Source organism: Cryobacterium sp. N19 (genome assembly GCF_002929595.1).
In the GTDB taxonomy this organism is placed as follows: domain Bacteria; phylum Actinomycetota; class Actinomycetes; order Actinomycetales; family Microbacteriaceae; genus Cryobacterium; species Cryobacterium flavum.
In genome coordinates, this window is record NZ_PJJR01000053.1 from 241238 (window position 1) to 267735 (window position 26498).

Genomic DNA, 26498 nt, shown 5'->3' on the forward strand with positions numbered 1-26498 from the left:
CCGCCATCCGCTTGCGAACGTCGTACGAAAAAACGGACCGCACCCCGAAGGATGCGGCCCGCCCTGCGCCGTTTACTGCGCAACTGTGAAGCTGTGCTGCTAGTTGCCGCCGGAGAGCTTCTCGCGGAGGGCCGCGAGTGCTTCGTCGTCGGCGAGCGTGCCGGCGCCAGCCGACTCGCTCGAGAAGGCAGAGCCGGCCGGTGCGACGTCGCTGGGGGCAGCGATTTCGTCGTTCGCGGTCGAAACCTGCTTCTTGTGGGCTTCCCAGCGAGCCTGGGCTGCAGCGTAGTCCTGCTCCCACTTTTCGCGCTGCTCGTCAAAGCCTTCGCGCCACTCGTTGGTCTCGGAGTCGAAGCCTTCGGGGTACTTGTACTGGCCCTTATCGTCGTACTCGGTGAGCATTCCGTAGAGCGCCGGGTCGAACTCGGTGCCGTCGGGGTCGACGCCATCGTTGGCCTGCTTGAGGCTGAGCGAGATGCGGCGACGCTCGAGGTCGATGTCGATGACCTTGACGAAGACCTCGTCGCCGACCGAGACAACCTGCTCGGCGAGCTCAACGTGCTTGCCGGACAGCTCGCTGATGTGCACGAGTCCCTCGATGCCCTCGGCAACGCGAACGAACGCGCCGAACGGAACGAGCTTGGTGACCTTACCCGGTGCAACCTGGCCGATGGCGTGGGTGCGGGCGAATACCTGCCACGGGTCTTCCTGCGTTGCCTTGAGCGACAGGGAGACACGCTCGCGGTCGAGGTCAACTTCGAGGATCTCGACGGTGACTTCCTGGCCAACTTCGACGACCTCGCTGGCGTGCTCAATGTGCTTCCAGCTGAGCTCGGAAACGTGGACCAGACCATCAACGCCGCCGAGGTCGACGAACGCACCGAAGTTGACGATTGAGGAGACAACGCCCTTGCGGACCTGTCCCTTCTGGAGGTTGTTGAGGAACGTGGTGCGACTTTCGCTTTGCGTCTGCTCGAGCAGGGCGCGACGCGACAGCACAACGTTGTTGCGGTTCTTGTCGAGCTCGAGGATCTTCGCTTCGATTTCCTGGCCCAGGTACGGGGTCAGGTCGCGAACGCGACGAAGTTCGATGAGCGATGCCGGAAGGAAGCCGCGCAGGCCGATGTCGACGATGAGTCCACCCTTGACGACCTCGATGACCGAACCGGTGACAACACCGTCGGACTCCTTGATCTTCTCAACGTCGCCCCATGCACGCTCGTACTGAGCGCGCTTCTTGGACAGGATGAGGCGGCCTTCTTTGTCTTCCTTCTGAAGAACGAGGGCCTCGACCAGGTCGCCGACCTTGACGACCTCGGAGGGGTCAACGTCGTGCTTGATGGAAAGTTCGCGGGAGGGAATGACACCCTCGGTCTTGTACCCAACGTCGAGGAGAACCTCGTCGCGGTCGATCTTCACGACGGTGCCCTCGATGAGGTCTCCGTCGTTGAAGAATTTCAGAGTCTTTTCGACCGCGGCAAGAAAGTCCTCAGCAGATCCAATGTCGTTGATGGCGACCTGCTTGGGTGCCCGTTCGGTCGTTGCGATTGTCATGTAGTAGTTGCTCCAGGATGGACATAATCGGGCCACACGCAAAAATTCGTTCAGGTGTTTTAGTTGTTCCGCGGTACAAAAACCCGGGGAACGCTCCGCGCATGGCAGCGGATAGGGCGCCACAAATGTGACACTCTATCCTAGCTACCAGACTCCCCCGCAGGCAACTTGACCAGACTTCTCGCCTGACTACTCCAGCGGATGCCCTACTTCAGCAAGGCCGACCGCAGGGTGTCGAGACCCACGCCGCCCAAATCCAGGGCAGTGCGGTGGAATTCCTTGATCGAGAAGGCATCACCTTGGCGCGCTTTCGCGGCATCGCGGAGTTGCTCCCAGATGCGCTGTCCGACTTTGTAGGACGGCGCCTGGCCCGGCCAGCCGAGGTAGCGGTTGACCTCGAATTTGACGAAGCTCTCGTTCATATTGACGTTCTGACCGAGAAATTCGAAGGCGTAGTCCGCGGTCCACGGGCCGGAACCGTCGGGCCGGGTCTTGCCCAGGTGCACACCGATGTCGAGCACGACGCGAGCGGCGCGCATCCGCTGGCCGTCGAGCATGCCGAGACGGTCGGCCGGGTCGTCGAGGTAACCGAGCTGTTCCATGAGGCGTTCCGCGTAGAGGGCCCAGCCCTCGGCGTGGCCGCTGGTGCCGGCGAGCTGCCGACGCCAGGTGTTGAGCTTGGCCCGGTTATAGACGGCCTGGCCGATCTGCAGGTGGTGACCGGGGACACCCTCGTGGTACACCGTGGTGAGCTCGCGCCAGGTGTCGAATTCCGTCACACCGACGGGCACCGACCACCACATTCGTCCGGGCCGGGAGAAGTCGTCGGTGGGTCCGGTGTAGTAGATGCCGCCTTCCTGGGTGGGGGCGATCATGCACTCGATGGTCTTGATTTCGTCGGGGATGTCGAACTGGGTCTCGGCGAGGTCCGCGACGGCCTTGTCGCTGGTGCGCTGCATCCACTCTTGCAGGGCCTGGGTGCCGTGCAGTTTGCGGCTCGGGTCGGTGTCGAGGTAGGCGATGGCTTCGAGTACGCTCGCGCCGGGTTTGATCTGACCGGCGACCTTCTCTTGCTCGTCGACCATGCGGGCGAGTTCTTCGATGCCCCACTCGTAGGTTTCGTCGAGGTCGATCGTGGCGCCGAGAAAACGGCGGGAGGCGAGGGTGTACAGCTCGCGGCCGATCGCGTCGTCGTCGGTGGCCTTGCCGTCGAGTTCGTCGCGGAAGAAGGTTGCAAGTTTGTCGTAGGCGGTGGCCGAGCGGCGAGCGCCGAGGCCGAGGTCTTTGGCGAGGGAAGCGGGCAGGGTGCCGCTATCGAGCGACGCGTTCGCTGAGAATTCGGCGAAGAAACCGTCATTGGCGGCATGGCGCTGGGCTTGGGCGAGCACCTCCCGTACCTGGCGGCGTGCCGGGGTCACCCCACGCTCGATGCCGAGCCGGAGCGTCTCGATGTACCCGTCGATGGCGGCCGGAAGGTTGCCCAACCTGCTTGAGATATTGGCCCAGTCGTCGACGGTCTTGGTGGGCATGAGGTCGAAGATGTCGCGAATCTCCTGGGCCGGCGAGGCGATCACGTTAAGGTCGCGCAGTTGCAGCTGCGCGTCTGAACTCTCGACGCCCAGCGACAACTCGCTCCGCAGGTCGGTCTTGGTGACCTCGTCGATGCTGTCAACCGGGCGGGCGGCATCCAGTTGGGCGATTGTCTTCTTTGCCTCGGCGACGAAGCGTTCATGGCCCGCCGGGGAGTAATCGCCGTAGCGGCCATCACCCTCGGTACGGCCGATGTAGGTACCCACCGTTGGCTCAAGGTCGACGAGGGTGTCCACCCACTCTTCAGCGATCTGGTCGATGGCCGTGGGAGTGCGCAGAGTGTCATGTGTCATGCGTCGAGCCTAGAACACGACTGCTCGGCGCGAACCCCCCAATTGGGGAAACTGGCCGGTCACACCGCAGTGATTTAGTGGGCGGCGGCGTCCCAGTTGGGTCCACGGCCGACCTGAACCGTCAGCGGAACGAGCAGATCTGCGGCAGATTCCATGTTGTGGGTGACCACCTGGCTCAGGGAATCCCATTCGCCCGGGGCGACGTCGAAGATCAACTCGTCGTGAACCTGCAACAGCATCCGGGAGTCCATTGACGCATCCGTCAGGTCAGCGGCGATACCGTTCATGGCGATCTTCATGATGTCGGCCGCGGAACCCTGGATCGGAGCGTTGAGCGCCGCTCGTTCAGCGTTGTCGCGCAGCACCCGTTTGGGGCTGGCCAGGTCGGGGAACGGGCGGCGACGCCCGAAGATGGTCTCGGTGTAACCGTCGACCTTGGCCTGCTCGACCACGTTGCGAAGGTAATCGCGCACCGCGCCGAACCGCTCGAAGTAGTCGGTCATGAGCTGCTTGGCCTCTTTGGTGTCGATGCGAAGCTGCTTGGACAGGCCGAAGGCGCTGAGCCCGTAGGCAAGCCCGTAGCTCATGGCCTTGACCTTGCTGCGCATTTCGGCGGACACGTCGGCGGGGTCCACGCCGAAGATTCGGGAACCCACGAACCGGTGCAGGTCTTCGCCAGCGTCGAAGGCTTCGATCAGCCCGGCATCTTCGGAGAGATGCGCCATGATGCGCATTTCGATTTGCGAGTAGTCGGCGGTCAGCAGGCTCTCGCTGCCTTGGCCGGCCTGGAAGGCGGCACGGATGCGTCGACCCTCTTCGGTGCGCACCGGAATGTTCTGCAGGTTCGGGTCGTTCGACGAGATCCGGCCGGTGGTGGTGCCGATCTGCACGTAGGTCGTGTGGATGCGGCCGGTCGTGTCGATGGCTTTGTCGAGGGTTTCCACGATCTGGCGCAGTTTGGTGGCGTCGCGGTGCTTGAGCAGCAGATCGAGGAACGGATGCGGGTTGCTGGCCTGCAGATCCGCGAGGGCGCCGGCATCCGTTGAATACCCGGTCTTGTTCGCGCGTGTCTTGGGCATCTCCAGCTGCTCGAACAGCACGTCCTGCAGCTGCTTGGGCGACCCGAGGTTGACCTCCCGGCCGATCTCGGCGTAGGCGGCGGCGGCGAGGCTCGCCGTGCTGGCACCCAACTCTGCAGACAGCTCGGCGAGTTGCTCATGCGAGACGCTGACGCCGGCGAGCTCCATGTCGGCGAGGGCGAGCAGGGTGGGCAGTTCGATATCGATCAGCAGTTTCAGCGAACCGGGGTCGAGGGCCTTCTCGACGGCGGCGAAGACACGGAGGGTAAACCACGCCTGGGCAGGGGCACCGGCCTGTTGGGCCTCGTCGGGAACGAGCTGATTGGGGTCGGCGACGGGCAACGTTTCGTCGAGGTAGCGCGACACGAGGTCGGCCAGGGTCTTATCGGGGCCGCCTGGGCGAATGAGCCAGGCGCCGACCAGGGTGTCGAAGGCCAGACCGTTGAAGGGCAGACCGCTGCGGCGCAGCGCCTTCATCTGGTGTTTGGCGTCGTTCATGACCTTCGGAGCCGCACTGGCAAGCCACGCTTCGAGAGGGGCATAATCCTTGCGGCCCGGCTGCCACGGCAGGTTGACGGTCTCGGTCGGGCTGGCAAGGCCGAAGCCGATGGCCTTACCGTCCTGCACCTCAACGGTGAGACCGAGGCCCGCCGGGTGGGCCACGGTGGCACGGTCGAGCCACGACTGCAGCTCTTCGTCGAGGAGGTCCTGCGCGATGGGGGCCTGAACGGCGGGCACCTCGTCGACGACAGCAACGGTTGCTTCAACGGCCGGGTCTTCCCCGGCGAGCTTGAGTACCCGGTCGAGGAGGGACTTGAATTCGAGGCGGGTGAAGATGTCCCGCACCGCGTCGGTGTCCATGGCGCCGCGTTCCAGCGCGGCAACGGCCATCGGAAGGTCCAGGTCGGTGACCAGGCGGTTGAGTCGGCGGTTGCGAATCGCGTTCTCTTTCTGCTCACGCAGGTTGTTGCCGACGACGCCCTTGATCTCCTCGGCGTGTTCCAGGATGCCGTCGAGGCTGCCGTACAGGCCAAGCCACTTCACCGCGGTTTTCTCGCCGACCTTACTGATGCCGATCAGATTGTCGCTGGTTTCGCCGACGAGAGCGGCCACATCGGGGTATTGCTCGGGTTCGATGCCATAGCGTTCGCGCACCCGAGCCGGGTCGTAGCGCGTGAGGGCTGACACGCCTTGGCTGGCTGGATAGAGGAGGGTGACGGTCTCGTTGACCAGCTGAATGGCATCCCGGTCGCCGGAGACGACGAGCACGTTGTAGCCGGCGGCGGTGCCTTCGACCGAGAGGGTGGCGAGAATATCGTCGGCCTCGAAGTCTTCCTTGGTGATGGTGGTGATGTTCATCGCGGCGAGGGCTTCCTGCAACAGCGGGATCTGCCCAAGGAATTCCGGCGGGGTCGCATTGCGCGTGCCCTTGTACTCGGGGTATTCCCTGGTACGAAAGGAGGCGCGGGAGATGTCGAACGCGACCGCGAGGTGGGTCGGCTTCTCGTTGCGCAGCAGGCTGAGCAGCATCGACAGAAAGCCGTGGATGGCGTTCGTATGCTGACCGGCGTGGGTCTGGAAGCTATCCACCGGCAGGGCGAAGAACGCCCGGAATGCCAGGGAATGGCCGTCGATGATCATCAGGGTAGGCTTTTCGGAGTCCAACACTCCCCTAGCCTACAAGCGTCTTCCCGCGCGGGCTCCCCCGACCAAAGGTGATCATGTTCAATACAACTGACGATGCACTCGCCTGGGTTCAGCAGCGCGGCGGCGGAGATCTGGCCGACAAGATGGGGCTGGAGTTCACCGAGTTCACCATAGACCGGGCCGTGGCGCGGATGCCGGTGGCCGGAAACACGCAGCCGGCCATGCTTATGCACGGCGGCGCCTACGTCGTGCTCGGCGAGTCCCTCGGGTCGATGGCAGCAAATCTGCACGCCGGACCGGGAAAGCTCGCCGTGGGAATTGAGATCAACGCCTCACACAACCGTTCAGCGACGTCAGGGTACGTCACCGGGGTGTGCACCCCGATTCATCTGGGCCGCACCCTCACCACCCACGAAATCGTCGTCACCGACGATGCCGGCCGGCGCTGCTCGACGATTCGCATCACGAACATCATCAAGGACCTTCCGCCGCAGGGTTAGCCCGCGTCGGGCTCGACCAGACTGATGAACGCGCTGAGCTCGGCGACGCCGGTTGGTGTTACGGGCAGGTAGTCGGTGAGCGCCGGCGAATAGACCAGGTAGGCGGCCCATTTCGCGCGCGAAATGGCAACGTTCAGCCGGTTCTTCAAAATGAGAAATCCCAGGCCGCGCGGTACGTCATCGGCCGAACTGGCCGCGAGAGTGACAATCGCAATGACGGCCTCCTGACCCTGGAACTTGTCGACCGTTCCCACCCTCACCGTGGAGTAGCCGGCAGCCGCCAGTGCCTCACGTACGAGAGCCAACTGGGCGTTGTACGGCGTCACGACGATCACGTCGGTTTCGGTCAGGGGGTCATCGACCCGATCCATGGTCGGGTCTGTCCACAGCCGGCCGAGTACGCCGCGCACGAGTGCCACGACGGCCTCCACTTCTTCGGCTGATGAAATGGAATTGCCGGTGTGCACGACCGGCACGGCGTGCACACCGGGCCGAATGCCTACAAGAAAGCGGGTCGACGTAGTCGGATCGGCGTGCAGCAGGCCGCCGTAGGACAGTCGGGAGACGGGCTCGGTGACCGCCGGGTGCATGCGGCGGCTCTCGGCGAGAAAGTAGCCCCGGTCGGCGGGAAGCACGTCGTGGCCGGCGGCGACCCAGCCCAGGGCAGACTGGTCGATCGGCTCGGGATGCAGGCCTTGGCTGACCTGCGGCAATTGCTGCGGGTCGCCGAGCAGCAACAGACTGCGGGCGCCGACACTGGCCGCGATGGTGGAGGCGAGCGAGAATTGGCCGGCCTCGTCGACGACGAGTAGATCAAGGCTGTGTCGTGGCACGCGGGCCGGATTGCTGAAGTCCCACGCGGTGCCGCCGACGACGAATCCCGTCGCGGTGTGATCCAGTGCGAACAGAAGTTGCCCGTCTTTCGGCAGCACGGTGTAGGCGGGTTCCGCCGCATCGGCGCCGGTCTTGGCGACTTTGCCGACGAGAGCCGGCTCGAGCCCGGCACTGACGACGGCGTCGAGCAGGTTCTCCACCACCGCGTGGGACTGGGCGACAACGCCGATCTTCCAGCCGTGCCGCTGCACAAGTGCGGTGATGACGTGTGCGCCGAGGTAGGTCTTGCCGGTGCCGGGTGGCCCCTGGATCGCTAGGTAGGAGTGATCCAGGTCGAGCAGGGTCGCGATGACGGCATCGATGGTGCTGCCGCCGGCCCGGGCGAGTGCCAGGTGCCCGCTTTCGGTGCGCGGCGGGGTGCGACGCAGAATATCGACCATCGAGTCGCGCGGCCAGCCGGGCTGGGCATCGACGATAGCTTTGGCCCACTCGTCGATAGCGGGTTTCTGCTGCAGGGGCCGTGGCGGTGCGGCCGGTGCCAGGGCACTCGGCCGGTCGCTATAGCGAGCCGTGTCCTTGAGCAGTGTCTCTTCAATCAGGATGCCGTCATCGCTGACGTCCAGCACTTTGACGGTGCGGTGGGCGCGTGCGCCGTCCGAACTGTCGGGGTTGACGAACGGTCCGGGGTATTCGTAGAGCAGGTACGGGCCAGCCTGGTCGCCCGGTTTAATGCTGCTGCCCGGTGCCAGGCGACCGCGCAACCAGAGGTGGCGACGGTCGACGCGCTGCATACCTTCTCGGAACCAGTCGCGCTCTACGTCGACGCCTTCGACGACGAGGACGTCGCGGGTGTCCTGCCATTCATCGATCGGGTACTCGAGCCGAAAATAGTGCGCCCACCAGAAGCTCTTCTGCTCTCGCCGGTGGTAGTCCATTGCGGCGGCGGCAAAGGCGGCCGCGGTCTGGTCGATGCTGCGCGGGGTGTGCGGTGTCGTTGGCGCAGCGCGGGCGAGCAGGGCGTCGCGCACCGGTGACGGCTCCAGCGGGACGGCATCCGCTTCGGCCGTGCCACCGGCCGAGCGGATGCCCGCTCCGCGCGCCAGCGTGAGCAACCAGTCGCGCAAGCGCAGCGTTGAGACGCAGTCGTAGCGGTTGTAGTCGGCGATGGAGGCGAGCATGCGTTGCGCCTCGACCTGGTCGCCGTGAGCGTGCAGGTCGCGGGCTGCGGCGTATTCAGTGATGGAGTCCGCCGCGTTGGTGACCTCGCCGCCGCGCAGTTCCGCGCCCATGTAGAGCGGTTCGAGCTTTTTGATCGAGTACGAGCGCGACCCGACGCGCATGGTTTTGCGCACGAGCGGGTACAGATCGACGAGCACATTCTCGCGCAGCAGCCGGTCGATCTGGTCTTCGCCGACGCTGTGCCGGGCGGCGAGGCTGAGCAGGTGGGTGCGCTCGTAGGCGGCGTAGTGGTACACGTGGAGGCCAGGAAACTGGGCTCGACGCCTCCCGAGGTAGGCCAGAAAGTCGGTGAGCGCGACCTTCTCCTCGGCCCAGGTGTGCGCCCAGAAAGCGTGAAAGGATTCGTCGGTCTGCACCAGGCCGAACAGGTAGTCCAGGCCCCACTGCGTGGTCGAGCCGTCAGGGGCGTCGCCTTCGGTCGCGTTTCCCTCTGAATAGAGCGGGTCGCCCTCGAAGTCGAAGAAGATGTCGCCCGGGTTCGGTTCGGGCAGCACTGACAGCGCCCCTGGGTTGTACAGATCGACCGGCGGAGCTGTACCGGGGACCGCCTGAAGCTGTAGCCGCGCCTGTGTACGCAGGGCGGTGAGCGTCGAGTCCGACACGCCGTCGATGTCTTGGGTAAACGCCGCGAGATCGTCGATTGTGCCAATGCCGCCGGCCGCAAGCCGCGCCCGCTGCGACAGGCGCAGCCCGGCGACCAGCAAGGGATCGCGGTGCGCCTGCACCTCGGCCTCACAGGTGGTGCAGCGTCCGCAGACCGTGTATCGCGGGTCTCCCCACGCTACCGGCTGGGTGTCGGCGAGTCGTTCCGTGATGATCTGCAGCAGGCGCTGCCTGCGTTTACGGTACACCGGGCGAATATCAGCGAGCGGATGCCCGCTCACGGACCCGTCACCGAGCAACAGTTCGACAGAGTCGGCCGTCGGTACGCCAATGCGGTCGAGCTGGTCGGCGTAGGCGGCGAGCTGCAGCAGCGCGGTCACTCGGGCGTGCCGGGCCAGTTTGGTGTCTTGTAGCAGCCAGGTGCCGTCATCCTGGCGCACGATGAAGTCAGCGAATCCGAGAAAGGCGATGTCTGCGGTAGGTGAGCCGAAGTGTGGATCGAAGAACGTGGCCTGAAAGATGACCTCGGCGGTCGTGCCGAAAGCCAGCCGCGTTTGGTCGGCGGCAATCTCCAGAGCGGGGCGAGCCATCCGCTCTGGACGGCAAATTTCGACCACAGACTGGCCCAGCCGGTACCGCTCGAGCACCCGGTGCTCATGCTCGTCGCCCAGCCGCGAGGTGCGGTCCAACATCGCGTCGACCGGGTCGACCACAGCGTCGATGCGGCCGAGCTTCGCGTCGATGCGGCGCAGAAACGCAAACTCGCAGACGGATGCCGCGCTCAGGTCACTCGCGCTCGTCACCACGCTGCCGTCCAATAGGAACATGCGCCCGTCCTCCGTCTGTTCGAGCGTATCGGACACCTCCGACACGCCAGCCGATCAGATGCCCGGGTACAAAAAACGGCCCGGCAGGTTCTGCCGCGCCGTTCTCTGAGACGTTTCTACTTCTTGACGCTGAGCTGCTCGATAATCGCCTGCGACACGTCGTGCATGGTGAGTCGACGATCCATCGAGGCCTTCTGGATCCAACGGAAGGCTTCGGGCTCGGTCAGGCCCATCTTCTCGTTGAGCAGGCCCTTGGCCCGGTCGACGAGCTTGCGGGTCTCGAACCGTTCGACCAGGTCGGCGACCTCGGCTTCGAGGGTGATGATCTGGCTGTAGCGCGAGAGGGCGATCTCGATCGCGGGAAGCAGGTCGTTCGGGGTGAACGGCTTGACGACGTAGGCCAGTGCGCCGGCTTCGGTGGCACGCTCGACCAGTTCCTTCTGGCTGAACGCGGTCAGCAGCACGACCGGTGCGATGTGCTCTTTGGACAAGCGTTCAGCAGCGCTGATGCCGTCGAGCTGGGGCATCTTGACGTCCATGATGACCAGGTCGGGGCGAAGCTCCCGTGCCAAGGCGACCGCTGTTTCTCCGTCACCGGCTTCGCCGACGACTTCAAAGCCGTTGTCGCGCAGAATCTCGACGATGTCGAGGCGGATGAGGGATTCATCCTCAGCGACGACAACGCGGCGCGGAGGGGTGGGGGTGCTGTCTTGGTCGGTCACGACCAAAAGCCTACGGTATTCTGAACGAGTAGTTGTAAGCCGGTGTGGCGGAATGGCAGACGCGGAGCACTCAAAATGCTTTGTTCGCAAGGACGTGTGGGTTCGAGTCCCACCACCGGTACCAAATTCTCACAGCAAAATGCCCGATCAGCGGGGGTTTTTTGCTGTGTTGAAGCGTGCCCTGCACGTTCGTGCAGAATTAGGTCGATGCGCGGGCAGATGACACCGGCCAGTTTGTCTAGACACAAGAAGCCCCGCCCGAAACGTACGGGCGGGGCTTCTCGTGTTAACCGCTACTTCTTGACGTACGCCGGTGCGACCTCGTTGTGGGCGTCGCCCACGCGGTGCACGCGAATGTCGTTCGTCGAGCCGACGATTCCGGGAGGGGAACCGGAGATGACGACGACCTTGTCACCGATTTCGGCGAGACCCTGACCGATGAGAATATCATCGACCTGACCGAACATCGCGTCGGTGTGGGTCACCGGCTCCACCAGGTACGTCTGAACGCCCCAGGTGAGGGCCAGACGCCGACGGATGCCCGGCTCCGGCGTGAAGGCCAGCATCGGGATCTTCGACCGCAGGCGGGACATGCGGCGGGCCGAGTCGCCGGACTCGGTGAAGATGCAGAGGAACTTGGCATCGACGAACTCGGCCACCTCGATGGCGGCGAGGGTGATCGCACCGCCCTGGGTGCGCGGACGGTTGGTCAGCTTGCCGATGCGCTCGAGGCCGTGCACCTCGGTGGATTCCACGATGCGGGCCATGGTCTGCACCGTGACAACGGGGTATTCTCCGACGCTGGTCTCACCGCTGAGCATGACGGCATCAGCACCGTCGAGCACGGCGTTGGCGACGTCGCTGGTCTCGGCGCGGGTGGGCACCGGGCTCAGGATCATGGATTCGAGCATCTGCGTGGCGACGATGACCGGCTTGGCCATGCGGCGAGCGATCTCCACGGCCTGCTTCTGCACGATCGGCACGGCCTCGAGCGGAAGCTCGACGCCGAGGTCGCCGCGGGCGACCATGATCGCGTCGAAGGCGTCGACGATCTCTTCGAGGTTGTCGACGGCCTGCGGCTTCTCGATCTTGGCGATCACCGGAACGCGGCGGCCCTCTTCGGCCATGATCTCGTGCACGCGGGTGATGTCATCGGCGCTGCGCACAAAAGAAAGGGCGATGAGGTCGGCTCCGAGACGGAGGCCCCAGCGCAGGTCGGCTTCGTCCTTCTCCGACAGGGCCGGCACGTTCACTGCTACGCCGGGCAGGTTGATGCCCTTGTTGTTGGAGACCGGGCCGGCGACGATCACGCGGGTGGTGACGACGACGCCATCCGTTTCGACGACCTGCACCTTCACCTTGCCATCGTCGATGAGCAGAAAGTCGCCGGGGTGCACGTCGTGCGGCAGACCCTTGAAGGTGGTGCCGGAGAGCTCTTTGGTGCCGAGCACGTCTTCGGTGGTGATCTTGAAAATGTCACCGACGGCGAGCTCGTACGGGCCGCCCTCGAACTTGCCGAGGCGAATCTTGGGGCCCTGCAGGTCGACCATGACGGCGACGGCACGCCCGGAGTCGTTGGCAGCCTTACGCACGTTGGCGTAGACGCTCTCGTGCACCTGGTAGTTGCCGTGGCTCAGGTTCATGCGGCAGACGTCAACGCCCGCGTCGATGAGCGCTCTGATCTGCTCGTAGCTGGCAGCCGCCGGCCCGAGGGTGGCGACAATTTTTGCGCGTCTCATTCTGGTGAATCTCCGATTTCCGCGCTTTGTGAGCGCATTACGACGTGGTGCAGGAAGAGTAAGGGTTTAGAGGGCGAAGGAGCGGTCCGTGGGCTTAACGGGAGATGGCAGTTGGGTCAGGCCTTCCAGGAACTGGTCGACCGCAGCGGCCGCAGCGCGTCCTTCGGCGATAGCCCAGACGATGAGTGACTGGCCGCGACCGGCATCGCCGGCGACGAAGACGCCCTCGTGGCTGGTCTGGTAGTTGCCGTCGCGTTCGACGTTGCCGCGACCGTCGAACGGAAGCTTTAGCTGGTGGCTGAGGTCGTCCGGCTCCGGGCCAGTGAAGCCCATCGCGAGCAGCACGAGATCGGCCGGAATCTCCATCTCGGTGCCGGCCTTGGGAACGCGGCGTCCGTCGAGGTATTCGGTCTCGGCGATGCGAATGGCACGTACCTCACCGAATTCGTTGGCCAGAAATTCAACCGTCGACGCGAGGTACTGGCGGGTGCCACCCTCTTCGTGGGCGCTGGAGACCTCGAACAGGGTCGGGGACATCGGCCACGGCTGGTTTTCCGGCCGAGTGGTGCCCGGCTGCTTGCCGATCGCCAAGTTGGTGACGGATGCTGCCAGCTGACGGTGTGCGGTCCCGATGCAGTCGGCCCCGGTGTCACCACCACCGAGCACGACGACGTGCTTACCCTCGGCGGTGATCTGCGCTTCGATGGCTCCGCCGGCGCCGATCTTGTTCTGCTGCACCAGGTATTCCATGGCGAAGTGCACGCCGGGCAGGTCGCGCCCCGGAATGGGCAGGTCGCGGGGAACCATGGCACCGGTCGCCACCACGACGGCGTCGTAGCGGGCGCGCAGGTCATCCCAGGTGATGTCCACGCCGATGTTGACGTTGGCGCGGAACCGGGTTCCCTCCGCCGTCATCTGCGCCAGACGCAGTTCGAGGTGCTTCTTCTCCATCTTGAAGTCGGGGATGCCGTAGCGGAGCAGGCCGCCGATGCGGTCGTCGCGTTCGAACACGGCAACGGTGTGGCCGGCGCGGGTCAGCTGCTGGGCTGCGGCCAGTCCGGCAGGACCGGATCCGACGACGGCGACGGTCTTGCCGGTCAGGCGTCCGGGCGGCTGCGGTTGCACCCAGCCCTTGGCGAAGGCCTGGTCGATGATCGACACCTCGACCTGCTTGATGGTGACGGCAGGCTGGTTGATGCCGAGCACGCACGACGACTCACACGGGGCCGGGCAGAGCCGACCAGTGAACTCGGGAAAGTTGTTCGTGGCGTGCAGGCGCTCGATGGCCGCACGGCCCTCATCGCGCCAGACCAGGTCGTTCCACTCCGGAATGAGGTTGCCGAGCGGGCAGCCCTGGTGACAGAACGGCACTCCGCAGTCCATGCAGCGGCCGGCCTGACGTTTGAGTACAGCGGCGTCACCCTGCTCGTAGACCTCTTTCCAGTCCATCAAACGGATTGCCACCGGACGGCGGGCAGGCAGCTCGCGGTCGGTGGTCTTCAGGAATCCCTTCGGATCAGCCATTGGTTACCTCCAGAATTCGATTCCAGACAACGAGTCCGTCGGGATCGAGTCCCTCGTCGACGGCCGTCTGCCTGGTCTCCAGTACGGCCGCGTAGTCGCGCGGCAGTACCTTGACAAATGCGTTCATGGTTTCTTCCAACTTCGACAGCATGCGCTTGGCGAGTGCTGAATCGGTCTGGTCCCGGTGTTGTTCGAGCAGGTCGCGCACGATCTCGCGGTCGACGCTCTCGAGGGCGAGCAACCTGAGCTCCCCCGAGGTCAGCGCGTCACGGTTGACCCGTTCGGCGGTCAACCCGTAGACGTAAGCCGTGCCGCCACTCATGCCGGCGCCGAGGTTGCGTCCGGTCTCGCCGAGGATGAGGGCGAGGCCGCCGGTCATGTATTCGAGCGCGTGGTCACCCACGCCCTCGACGACGGCGATCGCTCCGGAGTTGCGCACGAGGAATCGTTCGCCGACAATGCCGCGAATGAACATGCTGCCCTGCGTGGCGCCGTAGCCGATGACGTTTCCGGCGATGACGTTGTCTTCGGCCGGGAACTGGCTGGCCCGGTCGGGGCGCACGATGATCTGCCCGCCCGACAGGCCCTTGCCGACGTAGTCGTTGGATTCGCCCTCGAGGCGCAGGGTGATTCCGCTCGGCAGGAATGCCCCGAAGGACTGTCCGGCTGAGCCGGTTAGAGTGACCTCGATCGAGCCGGCCGGCAGACCATTCTCGCCGTGGCGCAGGGTAACCTGATTGCCGAGCATGGTACCAACGGCGCGTTCGGTGTTGCGAATCGGCAGGTCGATCCTGATCGTCCCGCCGTGTTCGAGCACGCTCTGGCTGCGCCGAATCAGTTCGTTGTCGAAGTGCTTGTCAAGTTCGTGCTCCTGAGCGCGCGCCCACTTGCGCGGTTCTGCCTCCGAGAAGTCCGGGCCGCTCAGGATGGGAGAGAGGTCAAGCCCCTGCGCCTTCCAGTGAGTGAGTGCACGGTTCACGTTCAGCACCTCGCGGTGGCCGATGGCCTCATCGAGGCTGCGGAAGCCGAGCTCGGCGAGGTACTCACGCACCTCCTGGGCGATGAACTCGAAGAAGTTCACGACGTGGTCGGCCTGGCCGGCGAAACGTTTGCGCAGTTCCGGGTTCTGAGTGGCAACGCCGACCGGGCAGGTGTCGAGGTGGCAGACGCGCATCATGATGCAGCCCGACACAACAAGCGGAGCGGAGGCGAAGCCGAATTCCTCAGCACCGAGCAGGGCACCGATGAGTACGTCACGGCCGGTCTTCAGCTGGCCATCCACCTGCACCACCACGCGGTCACGCATGCCGTTGAGCATGAGCGTCTGCTGGGTTTCGGCGAGGCCGAGTTCCCACGGGGTTCCGGCGTGCTTGAGCGAGTTGACCGGGCTGGCACCCGTTCCGCCGTCGTGGCCGCTGATCAAGATCACGTCGGAGAGGGCTTTGGCAACACCGGCCGCGACGGCACCGATACCGGACTGGCTGACCAGTTTGGTGTGGATGCGTGCCTTGGGGTTGGCGCGTTTCAGGTCGAAGATGAGCTGCTTCAAGTCTTCGATCGAGTAGATGTCGTGGTGCGGCGGCGGCGAGATGAGGCCGACGCCGGCCGTGGCGTGCCGGGTGCGGGCGATCCACGGGTACACCTTGGTGGGAGGCAGCTGACCGCCCTCGCCGGGCTTGGCACCCTGGGCAAGTTTGATCTGGATGTCGTCGGCGTGGGTCAGGTACATGCTCGTCACACCGAACCGGCCCGAGGCGACCTGCTTGACGGCGCTGCGCCGGGCCGGGTCGAGCAGCCGGTCGAGGTCTTCGCCGCCCTCACCGGTATTGGACTTGCCGCCCAGACGGTTCATGGCGATCGCGAGAGTCTCGTGCGCCTCCTGCGAAATGGAACCATAGCTCATCGCGCCGGTCGAGAACCGTTTGACGATCTGCGACACCGATTCGACCTCGTCGAGCGGCACCGGAGTGCGCTGGCCCGGGCTGAGCGTGAACATGCCGCGCAAGGTCATGAGCGATTCGGCCTGGTCGTCGACCATTTTCGTGTACTCGCGGAAGATGTCGTAGCGCTTGGTGCGAGTGGCGTGCTGCAGCCGGAAGATGGTCTCCGGGTTGAACAGGTGCGGGGCACCATCGCGGCGCCATTGGTATTCGCCGCCGGTCGCGAGGCGCTCGTGTGCGGTCACCGCAGCATCCATTGGGTACGCGGAGGCGTGACGCGACAGGTTTTCGACACCGATCACGTCGATGCCGACGCCGCCGAGCTTGCTCGTGGTACCGGTGAAGTACTGGTCGACGAAGGACTGGGCCAGGCCGACGGCTTCGAAGGTCTGGGCGCCGGCGTAGGAGGACACGGTGGAGATGCCCATCTTGGACATGATCTTGAGCACGCCCTTGCCGAGCGCCTTGATCACGTTGCGGACCGCCTTCTCGGGCGTGACGTTGGTGATGATGCCGCTGCGCACGAGGTCTTCGCAGGTTTCCATGGCGAGGTAGGGGTTGACGGCGGAGGCGCCATAGCCCATGAGCAGGGCCACATGGTGCACCTCGCGCACGTCGCCAGCCTCGACCACGATGCCGACCTTCATGCGGTTCTCGGTGCGGATCAGGTGGTGGTGCACGGCAGCGATCATGAGCAGCGACGGGATCGGTGCAAGGTCCTTGTTGGAATCCCGATCGCTCAGCACGATGAACAGGGCGCCGGCCTCGATGGCTTCGTCGACCAGGGCGCAGATGGCGGCGAGGCGCTTGGATAGCGCCTCGGGACCCTCTTCGAAGCGGTACAGGCCGCGAATGGTCGTGGTGGTGCGGCTGCCGACGACGGGGTCGATGTGCTGGATCTTGGCCAGTTCGTCGTTGTCAATGACCGGGAAGTCCAAAATGACCTGGCGGGCATGCTCTGGGCCTGCGGTCAGCAGGTTGCGTTCCGGGCCGAGGCCGAGCTTGAGGCTCGTGACGACTTCTTCACGGATGGAGTCGAGCGGCGGGTTGGTGACCTGCGCGAACTGCTGGGTGAAGTAGTCGAACATGAGCCGCGGGCGGTCGCTGAGCACGGCGATGGGTGTGTCGCTGCCCATAGCGCCGAGCGGTTCGGCGCCGGTGCGGGCCATCGGGGCGAGCAGGATGCGCACTTCTTCTTCGGTGTAGCCGAAGGTGCGCTGGCGACGCACAACGGATGCCGGCGGGTGCACGATGTGCTCCCGTTCCGGAAGGTCCTTGAGGTTGATGCGGCCCTTTTGCAGCCACTGGCCCCACGGCTCGCTCGCCGACAGCTCCGCCTTGATCTCACGGTCGTCGATGATGCGGCCGGCCTTGGTGTCCACCAGGAACATCTGGCCGGGGCGCAGGCGGCCCTTACGCACGACGCGGGCCGGGTCGATGCCGAGCACGCCGATCTCGCTCGCGAGCACGACGAGACCGTCGTCGGTAATGAGATAGCGGCCGGGGCGCAGGCCGTTGCGGTCGAGCGTTGCTCCGACGAGGGATCCGTCGGTGAAGACGATCGCGGCGGGGCCGTCCCACGGTTCCATGAGCATAGAGTGGTACTCGTAGAAGTCGCGACGTTCGTCGTCGAGGTCGGTCTGGTTTTCCCAGGCCTCCGGCACCATCATCATGATGGCGTGGGGCAGCGACCGCCCGGACAGGCTGAGCAGTTCGACGACCTCATCGAACGAGGCAGAGTCGCTGGCTCCAGGGGTGACAATCGGCAGCAGGGGGGCGAGGTCGCCGAGCAGCTCGGACTCGAGCTGGGACTGACGCGCGCGCATCCAGTTGCGGTTTCCCTGCACCGTGTTGATCTCACCGTTGTGGGCGATCATGCGGAACGGCTGGGCGAGCGGCCAGGACGGGAACGTGTTCGTGGAGTAACGCGAGTGCACGAGGGCGAGCGTTGAGACGAAACGTTCGTCGGACAGATCGGGGTAGAACGGTTCGAGCTGCAGGGTCGTGACCATGCCTTTGTAGACCAGGGTGCGGCAGGACAGCGACACGAAGTAGATCTCGAGCTCGCGTTCGGCGCGCTTGCGCAGCCGAAAGGTCTGCCGATCCAGCGCGATGTCGGAGAACGGAGCGCCGGCTTCGGTGGTGCGAGTGCTCTGCACGAACAGCTGTTGGATGGCGGGCATGTTCGCGCGGGCCTGGCTGCCGAGGTCTTCTGGGTGTACCGGAACCTCACGCCACCCGAGGATGCTGAGGCTTTCCTCGTCCGCGATCACGCTGATGGCGCGCTTGATGGCGGTGCGAGCGGTCGGATCGGTTGGCAGAAAAACGTTGCCGACGGCGTACTGCCCCACCGGGGGAAGCGCTATATCCGTGACGGCGCGCAGGAAGGCATCCGGTATCTGGGTGATGATTCCGGCACCGTCACCGGTTCCGGCGTCGGAGCCGACGGCCCCGCGGTGTTCCAGGTTACGCAGGGCGTCGAGGGCCTGCGTGATGATGTCGTGCCCGGCGGTTCCTCGCAGGGTCGCCACCATGGCCAGGCCGCACGCGTCGCGTTCGGCCGCCGGATCGTACAAACCGGATGCTTCGGGCATGCTGCTGAAGCGGGAGTAGAGAGGTTTCTGCGCCATTGAGACCGTCCTCACGAAATGACTGGCAGTAAGGGACGACGCTGGCCCGAAGGAGATGTGTGCGGAATATAACGCTTGCCCGGTTCGGGTCAGGCCCGCATTCGGGCGGCGCTACGTGTGTGTTGGCTGGATGTCAGCGAACGAACTCTACAGACGCGAAGCGCTCGTGCTTGTGGCTGGAGCCTCGGGTGATTCGGTGCGTTCATCGGCATCATCGCTCTGATCCGCGGAGCTTTGATCAAGATCATCCGAATCGCTGTCCTCAAATTCTACCCCAGCGTCCGGACCAATCCATTCCCGACCGGGCACATAGGCGCTGGGCTCGAGGCCGGGGTGACGGTGACGCTGCACCAGAATAATGATCAGACCGACGGCAATGGCCGCCATGGCCGCCCAGACGTTAGTGCGGATTCCGAAGTAAATCTCGCTCGGGTCAATGCGAATCGATTCAAAAAAGCTGCGACCCAGTCCGTACCAGATGAGGTAGGCGCCCAGGGTTTGCCCGAAACGCAGGCGAAACTTGCGTTCCAGATAGAGGATGACGGCAACACCAAGCAGGTTCCAGATGATTTCGTAGAGAAAAGTCGGGTGGAACAGCGTGCCGTCCGGCAGCCCCACCGGGAATGCCGGGTTGCTTGGGTCAATTTCCAGGCCCCACGGCAGGCTCGTCGGCAGCCCGAAAAGTTCGTGGTTGAACCAGTTGCCGAGCCGGCCGGTCGCCTGGGCGACGAGCAGCGCGGGTGCGACGGCGTCGGCGAAGGTCCAAAAGCGGATACCGGCCAGGCGGCAGCCGATCCAGGCACCGACGGCACCACCGATCAGGGAGCCGAAGATCGCGTTGCCGCCCTCCCAGATATACAGGGTGCGGAGCAGATCGGCTCCCTCGAAGAAGTAGTCGCCCGGGTGGGTGAGCACGTGGTAGATACGCGCACCGACGATGCCGAGCGGCACGGCCCAGAGGATGATGTCGAGTACGACTCCCGGCTCGGCGCCGCGCTTGGTGAGGCGGCGCGACGTGATGATCGTCGCGAGGATGATTCCGGCAAGGATGCACAGCGCGTAGGCGTGAATGCGGAACGGACCGAGGTCAAAGAAGCTCCACGCGGGGCTCGGGATGCTCGTGCTCAGAAGACTCAAAGACACCTGGGTACTACCTTTCATCGTGACTCACGCCACCTGGGGCGAATCGATCGCCTCGAACAATTTAGCGTAGAACGCGCCTGGATCTACCGAAGTGACAATTTACCGGGGCGGCGACGGCGGGCGAATATCGTTCGCGCCGGCGGCAAGTTCGAGCGCCAGGCGGGCAACGGCGGGTACTCCCCCGTCGGTGAGCGCTTTCACGAGCGCAGAGCCGACGATGGCGCCGTCGGCGTAGCCGAGAATCTCACGGACCTGCTCGGGGGTGGAGATGCCGAGGCCGACGCAGGCGCTCGTGCAGCCGGCGGCGCGCAGGCGTTCCACCAGGATACGAGCGGCGGCATCGACGCCCGCGCGAGCACCGGTGGTACCCATCGTTGAGACGGTATAGACAAATCCGCGGCTGGCTTCGATCGCCTGCACCAGGCGGGCATCGGACGAGGACGGCGCGGCCAGGAACACCCGGTCGAGTCCGGTGCGCTCGCTCGCGGCCATCCAGTCGGCGGCTTCATCGGGAATGAGGTCGGGGGTGATCAGACCCGCGCCCCCGGCGGCCCGGAGGTCATCGGCGAAACGCTCAGCTCCGTACTGAACGACCGGGTTCCAGTAGGTCATCACCAGAACGGGCGCGTCGACCTGCTCGGTGATGGCCCTGATCGCTTCAAAACCGTGGCGGAGTTTGAACCCGTTGGCCAGTGCCTGCTGGGTTGCCGCCTGAATGACCGGGCCATCCATCACGGGGTCGGAGTAGGGCAGGCCGAGTTCGATGATGTCGACGCCGTTGGCGACGAGGGCCACCGCCGCGTCGATGCTCTCGTTCAGGGTGGGGAAACCAACCGGCAGGTAGCCGATGAGGGCTCCCCCGCCCTCGGTCCGGCGGCGGGCAATGGTCTGTTCGACCGAGCTCACCATGCCGCTCGTCGTTCCATGTCGAAAAACGGGGGTGGTCATGACTGGTCAGCGCCTTCGTCGAGGAGGTCGAAGTACCGGCCCGCTGTTTCCATGTCTTTGTCGCCGCGACCGCTGAGGTTGACCAGGATGGTCGCTTCAGGGCCGAGCGCACGGCCGAGTTCGAGGGTGCCGGCGAGGGCGTGCGACGACTCGATCGCGGGGATGATGCCCTCGGTGCGGCTGAGCAGGCGCAGGGCGCTCATCGCCTCGTCGTCGCTGATCGGCAGGTAGGTGGCCCGGCCGATGCTCGCGAGCCAGGCGTGCTCCGGTCCGACCCCCGGATAGTCGAGGCCGGCCGAGATAGAGTGGGAATCGATGGTCTGACCGTCTTCGTCCTGCAGCAGCATGCTGCGGGCTCCGTGCAGCACTCCGGGACGCCCCTTGGTGATGGTTGCAGCGTGCCGCGGCGTGTCAATGCCGTCGCCGGCCGCCTCATAGCCGAACAGGGCGACATCCGGGTCGTCGAGGAAGGCATGAAAGATGCCCATGGCGTTGGAGCCGCCGCCGACACAGGCTGTGACAGCATCCGGCAGGCTGCCGGTCAGGTCGAGCACCTGCTGACGGGCTTCTTCACCGATGATCTTCTGAAAGTCACGCACCATGGCGGGGAACGGATGCGGGCCGGCCACGGTTCCGAAAATATAGTTGGTGGTCTCAACGTTGGTGACCCAGTCGCGCATGGCGTCGTTGATGGCATCCTTCAGGGTGCGCGAGCCGGTCTTGACCGGAACGACCTCGGCACCGAGCAGGCGCATCCGGGCCACGTTGAGGGCCTGGCGTTCGGTGTCGACCTCGCCCATGTAGACGACGCACTCCAGCCCGAAGAGGGCGGCGACGGTGGCCGTGGCCACGCCGTGCTGGCCGGCTCCGGTTTCCGCGATGACGCGGGTCTTGCCGATGCGCTTGGTGAGCAGGGCCTGGCCCAGGGCGTTGTTGATCTTGTGCGAGCCGGTGTGATTGAGATCTTCGCGTTTGAGGATGATGCGGGCGCCGCCGGCGTACTCGGCGAAGCGCGGAACCTCGGTGATGATCGAGGGGCGACCGGCGTAGTTGACGTTCAACTCCATCAGGGCCGCGGCGAAGGCGGGATCGTTCTTGGCGAGTTCGTATTCCGCCGTGAGTTCATCGAGCGCCGCCACGAGGGATTCGGGCACGAACCGGCCGCCGAAGCCGCCGAAATACGGGCCGGACTGCGCACGCAAGGATTCTTTTCGCAAAGACATTTAAACCGCCAAAAACTCGGAGAGGGTTCGGATGGGGTCGCTCGTGACGAGCGCTTCGCCGACCAAGACGACGTCGGCGCCGGCTGCACGGTAGTGCGCGACGTCGGCGGCAGTCTTGACGGCGGATTCGGCGACTCGGATGACGCCGGACGGAATTTTGTCGGCCAGAGTCTCGAAGAGGTTCTGGTCGAGTTCAAAAGTGGACAGGTTGCGGGCGTTGACCCCGACCAGGCTCGCACCGATGTCGAGTGCGCGGCTCACTTCGTCGCCGCTGTGCGTTTCGACCAGGGCGGTCATGCCGAGCTCACGAATGAGATCGTGGAGGGAGACGAGGGTGGCCTGATCGAGCGCGGCCACGATCAGCAGCACGAGGTCGGCGCCGGCTGCGCGCGCTTCGAACACCTGATACGGGGTTCCGATGAAGTCCTTGCGGAGGATAGGAATGCCCACCGCAGCCCGCACCTGTTCGAGGTCGGTCAGTGAGCCGTGAAAGCGGCGACCCTCGGTTAGCACGCTGATAGCGCTCGCCCCGCCGGTCTCATAGGAGACAGCAAGTGCTGCCGGGTCGGTGATGGCCGCCAGGGAACCGCGGCTGGGGCTGGCCCGCTTGATTTCCGCGAGAATCTTGACGCGATCAGCCGGGGCCAAGGCCGCCAGCGCGTCGAGTGCGGGCGCGTGGGCGCGCGCCGCCGTCTCGACGGTCGCCAGCGGGCGAGTCAGGAGGCGTTGTTCGGCATCGGATACCGAGCCGGCGAGAAGTTCTTGAAGCACAAGGTCTCTTTGCAGCCGGTCAGTGGCCGGGCGACGTGGCATTGACGCCGTAGCCGACCTTGCTGAGTACGTAGCCGACGATGACGCCGGCGATGAGCAGTCCGAAGGACGCCCAGACGAGCCAGACCAGCTCGAAGAAGAAGGCTGTGGTGCCGATGGTGAAAGCGGCCAGCATGATGATGACCGCGGTCCAGGCCGCCGGGGAGTGGCCGTGTCCGGGATCTGACAGATCGATGCTCATGGTTCTCCTCGTAAATACGTTAACACTGCGTGCGTTGACCAGCGGGTCAAGTCTAGCGGAGCGACGGCCCGCCTTCAGCGAGCGGTCGGGTCTTCACCGCGACTGAGATCGTCCCAGTCGCCGACCGAGTCGCTCGCGGCGGTCGGTGCGGGCGGCGAGTCGCCGACGAAGGGCGCAGCCGGCACGGAACCGTCGGCTGAGGCGACCGATTCAAAACGCACGGCCTGGTACTTGCGGGTCGGGCCAGGCCAGCGCGCGCTGGTCAGGATCACCATCACCCCGGTGGCGGCCATGAGTACCGCCGCCGCCATGGCGACGTATGGCCACGGCGTGACAACTGTGCCGAGCACGCTCAGCTGAATGGATTCATGTCCGGCGATGCCCGTCGCTGCGGTGACCGCAGCGGCACTGGCTCGCGATGGGTCGTCGACCGCGAGGAACGCGGCGAGAAACACCGACACCCCGAGCAATACCTCGAGGGCGCCGAGCACGATGCGAATGAGCCGACCGGCAATGGTGAGGGCACCGGCCAGGGCGAAACCGCAGAGCGCGAGTGCCGTCAGCGCCGGCGCGGCGATGGCTCCGTCGATCTGCAGCACCTGGGTGCCAGCGTCGGGAAGTCCCACTTCCGCGTGGACCCAGACCTGGGTCCAGGCCAGCAATGCCAGTGCGCTCGCACCCAGAATGGTGAGGATGAGAATGAGTTTGAGCCGACGGGGCGACATCCGTTTGGCTGTTTCTGTCGGGGTATCGGGCACCATTAGAAAACCCTCCGCATCGCGTTGGCCACGGCGACCGCACGCAATGGTGCGGCGGCCTTGTTCTGGGATTCCTGGTACTCGGAGGCCGGGTCGGAATCGGTGACGACGCCGCCACCCGCCTGCACGCGGGCGATGCCGTCCTTGATCGTCGCGGTGCGAATGGCGATGGCGAGGTCGGCGTCACCAGCAAAGCCGAAGTAGCCGACCACTCCCCCATACACGCCGCGCTGGGCCGGTTCGAGGGCGTCGATGATCTCCAGAGCCCGCGGTTTCGGAGCGCCCGACAAGGTTCCAGCCGGGAACGTGGCGCGGAAGACGTCGATCGCGGTTTTGCCGGGCACCAGGTTGCCCTCGACCGAGGAGACCAGGTGCATGATGTGACTGAAGCGTTCGATGCGCATGAACTCGGTCACTTCAACGGATCCGGCCGTGCAGACCTTGAGCAGGTCGTTGCGGGCCAGGTCGACGAGCATGAGGTGCTCTGCACGTTCCTTGGGGTCACCGGCTAGTTCGATCGCGTAGTCGGCGTCGGCATCCGGTGTGGTGCCGCGCGGCTTCGAGCCGGCGATCGGATGGGTGAAGACACGTTGGTCTTGAACCTTGACGAGGGCTTCGGGTGAGGACCCGACGATCCAGTACGGGTCTCCGCTCGGTGTTTCCAGGCTCAGCAGGTACATGTACGGGCTCGGATTGAGGCTGCGCAGCACCCGGTAGACGTCGATTGGGTGCGCGGTGCAGACCTGGTCGAAGCGCTGGGAGATGACGACCTGAAAAACATCGCCATCGACGATGTGCTGCTTGCCGATGTTGACGGCGGCGAGAAAGTCTTCGCGCGTGGTGCGATTGCTCGGCGCGCTCGGTGCCTGCAGGTCGACCTCGGCTAGCCAGGATTCCCCGGGCGCGGCGAGGCGCTTTTGCAGGGAATCCAGGCGAGCCGTCGCATCCGCCCACAGTGTGTCTGGCGTGTCGGTGCCGTCGTTCAGGACGTTGGCGATGAGCTGCACGGTGCCGTACTTGTGGTCGAGTACGACGAGGTCGGCGACGAAGCTGAAGGACTGACCGGGTACGTCGTAGTCGGCCGGCGGCTGATGCGGCAGGCGTTCAATCTGACGGATCGCCTCCCACCCGATGAAACCGACGAGGCCACCGGTCAGCGGCGGGTGTTCGGGCAACCGCGGCGTCTGCCAGCGGTCGAACAGATAGGCCAGGGCTGCCAGCGGGCCCAGCTCTGCGGCGGAGCCCAAGGCCCGGTCGGCGGAGAGACCGTAGTCGATCCACCGGGTGTTGTCGCCCTCCTGGGTGAGCACGCCGAACGACGACACCCCCACGAAGGAGAAGCGCGACCAGATGCCGCCCTGTTCGGCGGACTCGAGCAGAAAACTGCCCGGCAAACCGTTGGCCAGCTTGCGGTATATGCCGACCGGGGTCTCACCGTCGGCGAAGAGCTCCCGAATGACCGGAATGACCCGATGCGCGTCACGGAGGGCATCGAACTGGCCCCGGGTTGTGGAGCCGGCGGTGCGGGCGCCCGTTACGGCCGGGGTGGTGGCTGTCATTCCGTGGGCCTTTCCATGGAGCTGGCACCGAGGTCGCGCCCGTCGAAACAGGTGCGCGAGCCGGTGTGGCAGGCCGCCCCAACCTGGTCGACCTGCACGAGCAGGGTGTCATTGTCGCAATCGAAGGCGGCCGAGTGTACGTACTGGGCGTGGCCCGACGTGTCGCCCTTTCGCCAGAATTCCTGCCGGCTGCGCGACCAGAAGGTGACGCGCCCTTCGGTGAGGGTGCGGCGCAGCGCCTCGCGGTTCATCCAGCCGAGCATGAGCACCTCGTGGGTGTCCCACTGCTGAATGACGGCGGGCAGCAGGCCGGATTCGTTGAAGACGGCGGCGTCAAGCTGGGTAGTGAGTTCGGCGCTCATCAGCGCACCAGCATTCCGGCGTCGGACAGCTCGCGCTTCACGTCGCCTACGGTCAGTTGTGCATTGTGAAAAACGGATGCCGCCAGCACGGCGTCCGCGCCGGCGCGGATAGCGGGGGGAAAGTCTTCGACCCGGCCGGCGCCACCGGAGGCGATCACCGGAACCCGACTGTTGGCCCGCATGAGCGCGATCAGTTCGGTGTCGAAGCCGGCCTTGGTGCCGTCGGCGTCGATCGAGTTGACCAGGAGCTCCCCCGCGCCCAGCTCGATCGCCTGCCGAGCCCAGGCCACGGCATCCAGGTCGGTCTCGGTGCGACCGCCGTGGGTGGTGACGATGAAGCCGCTCTCGGTGCGATGGGAGCGCTTCACATCGAGGCTCAACACGAGTACCTGGGCGCCGAACCGGTCGGCGATCTCATTGATCAGGGCCGGTCGGGCGATCGCGGCGCTGTTGACGCCGACCTTATCGGCACCGCTCGCCTGCAGGCGCGAGACGTCTTCGACGCTGCGAATACCGCCGCCGACGGTGAGCGGAATAAACACCTGCTCGGCCGTGGCTCGCACCACGTCGTAGGTGGTCGCGCGGTTGTCGACCGTGGCCGTGACATCGAGGAAGGTGAGCTCGTCAGCGCCCTGCTCGTAGTACCGGCGCGCAAGTTCGACCGGGTCGCCGGCATCGCGCAGGTTCTGAAAGTTAACACCCTTGACGACACGACCGTTGGCCACGTCGAGGCAGGGAATGACGCGCACACTCAGGGTCATGCTGTTTATCC

The 26498-nt window shown here is 65.2% G+C and carries 18 protein-coding genes and 1 tRNA gene; 2 read left to right on the forward strand and 17 right to left on the reverse strand.

Annotation, left to right across the window (positions count from 1 at the left end; genetic code table 11):
- Window positions 1-99: 99 nt before the first annotated feature.
- The 3 genes from rpsA to polA all read right to left on the reverse strand — a co-directional run bounded on the left by rpsA (window position 100) and on the right by polA (window position 6184).
- Window positions 100-1554 carry a 30S ribosomal protein S1 gene (gene rpsA, locus CXY78_RS16950; RefSeq protein ID WP_092107815.1) on the reverse strand — a complete coding sequence of 485 codons (1455 nt, stop codon included), beginning with the start codon at window positions 1552-1554 and terminating at the stop codon, window positions 100-102.
- 206 nt (window positions 1555-1760) lie between these two features.
- A complete protein-coding gene (locus CXY78_RS16955) occupies window positions 1761-3437 on the reverse strand; it encodes a DUF885 domain-containing protein (RefSeq protein WP_104090375.1) in 1677 nt (558 codons plus the stop codon).
- A gap of 74 nt (window positions 3438-3511) precedes the next feature.
- Window positions 3512-6184 carry a DNA polymerase I gene (gene polA, locus CXY78_RS16960; RefSeq protein WP_104090376.1) on the reverse strand — a complete coding sequence of 891 codons (2673 nt, stop codon included), beginning with the start codon at window positions 6182-6184 and terminating at the stop codon, window positions 3512-3514.
- A 53-nt stretch (window positions 6185-6237) separates the two neighbouring features.
- Here polA and CXY78_RS16965 point away from each other — a divergent pair, with 53 nt between their 5' ends.
- The gene (locus CXY78_RS16965) at window positions 6238-6663 is read left to right on the forward strand and encodes a hotdog fold thioesterase (RefSeq protein WP_092340210.1); all 426 of its coding nucleotides are present in this window, start codon (window positions 6238-6240) and stop codon (window positions 6661-6663) included.
- Here CXY78_RS16965 and CXY78_RS16970 read toward each other — a convergent pair.
- Both CXY78_RS16970 and CXY78_RS16975 read right to left on the reverse strand, forming a co-directional pair.
- Window positions 6660-10166: a bifunctional RecB family nuclease/DEAD/DEAH box helicase gene (locus CXY78_RS16970; protein ID WP_104090527.1), complete on the reverse strand. Its 3507-nt coding sequence runs from the start codon at window positions 10164-10166 to the stop codon at window positions 6660-6662. The genes CXY78_RS16965 and CXY78_RS16970 overlap by 4 nt on opposite strands.
- 116 nt (window positions 10167-10282) lie before the next feature.
- Window positions 10283-10888: an ANTAR domain-containing response regulator gene (locus tag CXY78_RS16975; protein ID WP_092340209.1), complete on the reverse strand. Its 606-nt coding sequence runs from the start codon at window positions 10886-10888 to the stop codon at window positions 10283-10285.
- Window positions 10889-10926: 38 nt separating this feature from the next.
- Between CXY78_RS16975 and CXY78_RS16980 the strand changes: the two genes are divergently transcribed.
- Window positions 10927-11012: transfer RNA gene (locus tag CXY78_RS16980), tRNA-Leu, on the forward strand.
- A gap of 169 nt (window positions 11013-11181) precedes the next feature.
- Here CXY78_RS16980 and pyk read toward each other — a convergent pair.
- From pyk to hisF, 12 genes are all read right to left on the reverse strand, one after another.
- Window positions 11182-12627: a pyruvate kinase gene (pyk, locus tag CXY78_RS16985; protein ID WP_092340086.1), complete on the reverse strand. Its 1446-nt coding sequence runs from the start codon at window positions 12625-12627 to the stop codon at window positions 11182-11184.
- A 66-nt stretch (window positions 12628-12693) separates the two neighbouring features.
- Window positions 12694-14151, reverse strand: a complete 1458-nt coding sequence (locus tag CXY78_RS16990; protein ID WP_092340085.1) for a glutamate synthase subunit beta — start codon at window positions 14149-14151, stop codon at window positions 12694-12696.
- Window positions 14144-18721 (reverse strand): glutamate synthase large subunit, encoded by a 4578-nt coding sequence (gene gltB, locus CXY78_RS16995; RefSeq protein WP_092340084.1) that lies wholly within the window; start codon window positions 18719-18721, stop codon window positions 14144-14146. The genes CXY78_RS16990 and gltB overlap by 8 nt, the downstream gene beginning before the upstream one ends.
- A gap of 147 nt (window positions 18722-18868) precedes the next feature.
- A complete protein-coding gene (gene lgt / locus CXY78_RS17000; protein ID WP_233197321.1) occupies window positions 18869-19858 on the reverse strand; it encodes a prolipoprotein diacylglyceryl transferase in 990 nt (329 codons plus the stop codon).
- Between the two features lie 105 nt (window positions 19859-19963).
- Window positions 19964-20773 (reverse strand): tryptophan synthase subunit alpha, encoded by an 810-nt coding sequence (gene trpA / locus CXY78_RS17005; protein WP_167552423.1) that lies wholly within the window; start codon window positions 20771-20773, stop codon window positions 19964-19966.
- A gap of 35 nt (window positions 20774-20808) precedes the next feature.
- Window positions 20809-22035, reverse strand: coding sequence for a tryptophan synthase subunit beta (trpB, locus tag CXY78_RS17010; RefSeq protein ID WP_104090378.1), 1227 nt, complete (start codon window positions 22033-22035; stop codon window positions 20809-20811).
- The gene (gene trpC, locus CXY78_RS17015; RefSeq protein WP_092340080.1) at window positions 22036-22806 is read right to left on the reverse strand and encodes an indole-3-glycerol phosphate synthase TrpC; all 771 of its coding nucleotides are present in this window, start codon (window positions 22804-22806) and stop codon (window positions 22036-22038) included.
- A 19-nt stretch (window positions 22807-22825) separates the two neighbouring features.
- A complete protein-coding gene (locus tag CXY78_RS17020; RefSeq protein ID WP_092340079.1) occupies window positions 22826-23047 on the reverse strand; it encodes a DUF6704 family protein in 222 nt (73 codons plus the stop codon).
- A 74-nt stretch (window positions 23048-23121) separates the two neighbouring features.
- Window positions 23122-23808, reverse strand: a complete 687-nt coding sequence (locus CXY78_RS17025) for a Trp biosynthesis-associated membrane protein (protein WP_092340078.1) — start codon at window positions 23806-23808, stop codon at window positions 23122-23124.
- The gene (locus tag CXY78_RS17030) at window positions 23808-25364 is read right to left on the reverse strand and encodes an anthranilate synthase component I (RefSeq protein ID WP_092340077.1); all 1557 of its coding nucleotides are present in this window, start codon (window positions 25362-25364) and stop codon (window positions 23808-23810) included. The genes CXY78_RS17025 and CXY78_RS17030 overlap by 1 nt, the downstream gene beginning before the upstream one ends.
- The gene (hisI, locus tag CXY78_RS17035) at window positions 25361-25726 is read right to left on the reverse strand and encodes a phosphoribosyl-AMP cyclohydrolase (RefSeq protein WP_104090379.1); all 366 of its coding nucleotides are present in this window, start codon (window positions 25724-25726) and stop codon (window positions 25361-25363) included. Before hisI ends, CXY78_RS17030 begins: the two co-directional genes overlap by 4 nt.
- Window positions 25726-26487: an imidazole glycerol phosphate synthase subunit HisF gene (gene hisF, locus CXY78_RS17040; protein WP_104090381.1), complete on the reverse strand. Its 762-nt coding sequence runs from the start codon at window positions 26485-26487 to the stop codon at window positions 25726-25728. Before hisF ends, hisI begins: the two co-directional genes overlap by 1 nt.
- Window positions 26488-26498: the final 11 nt, after the last annotated feature.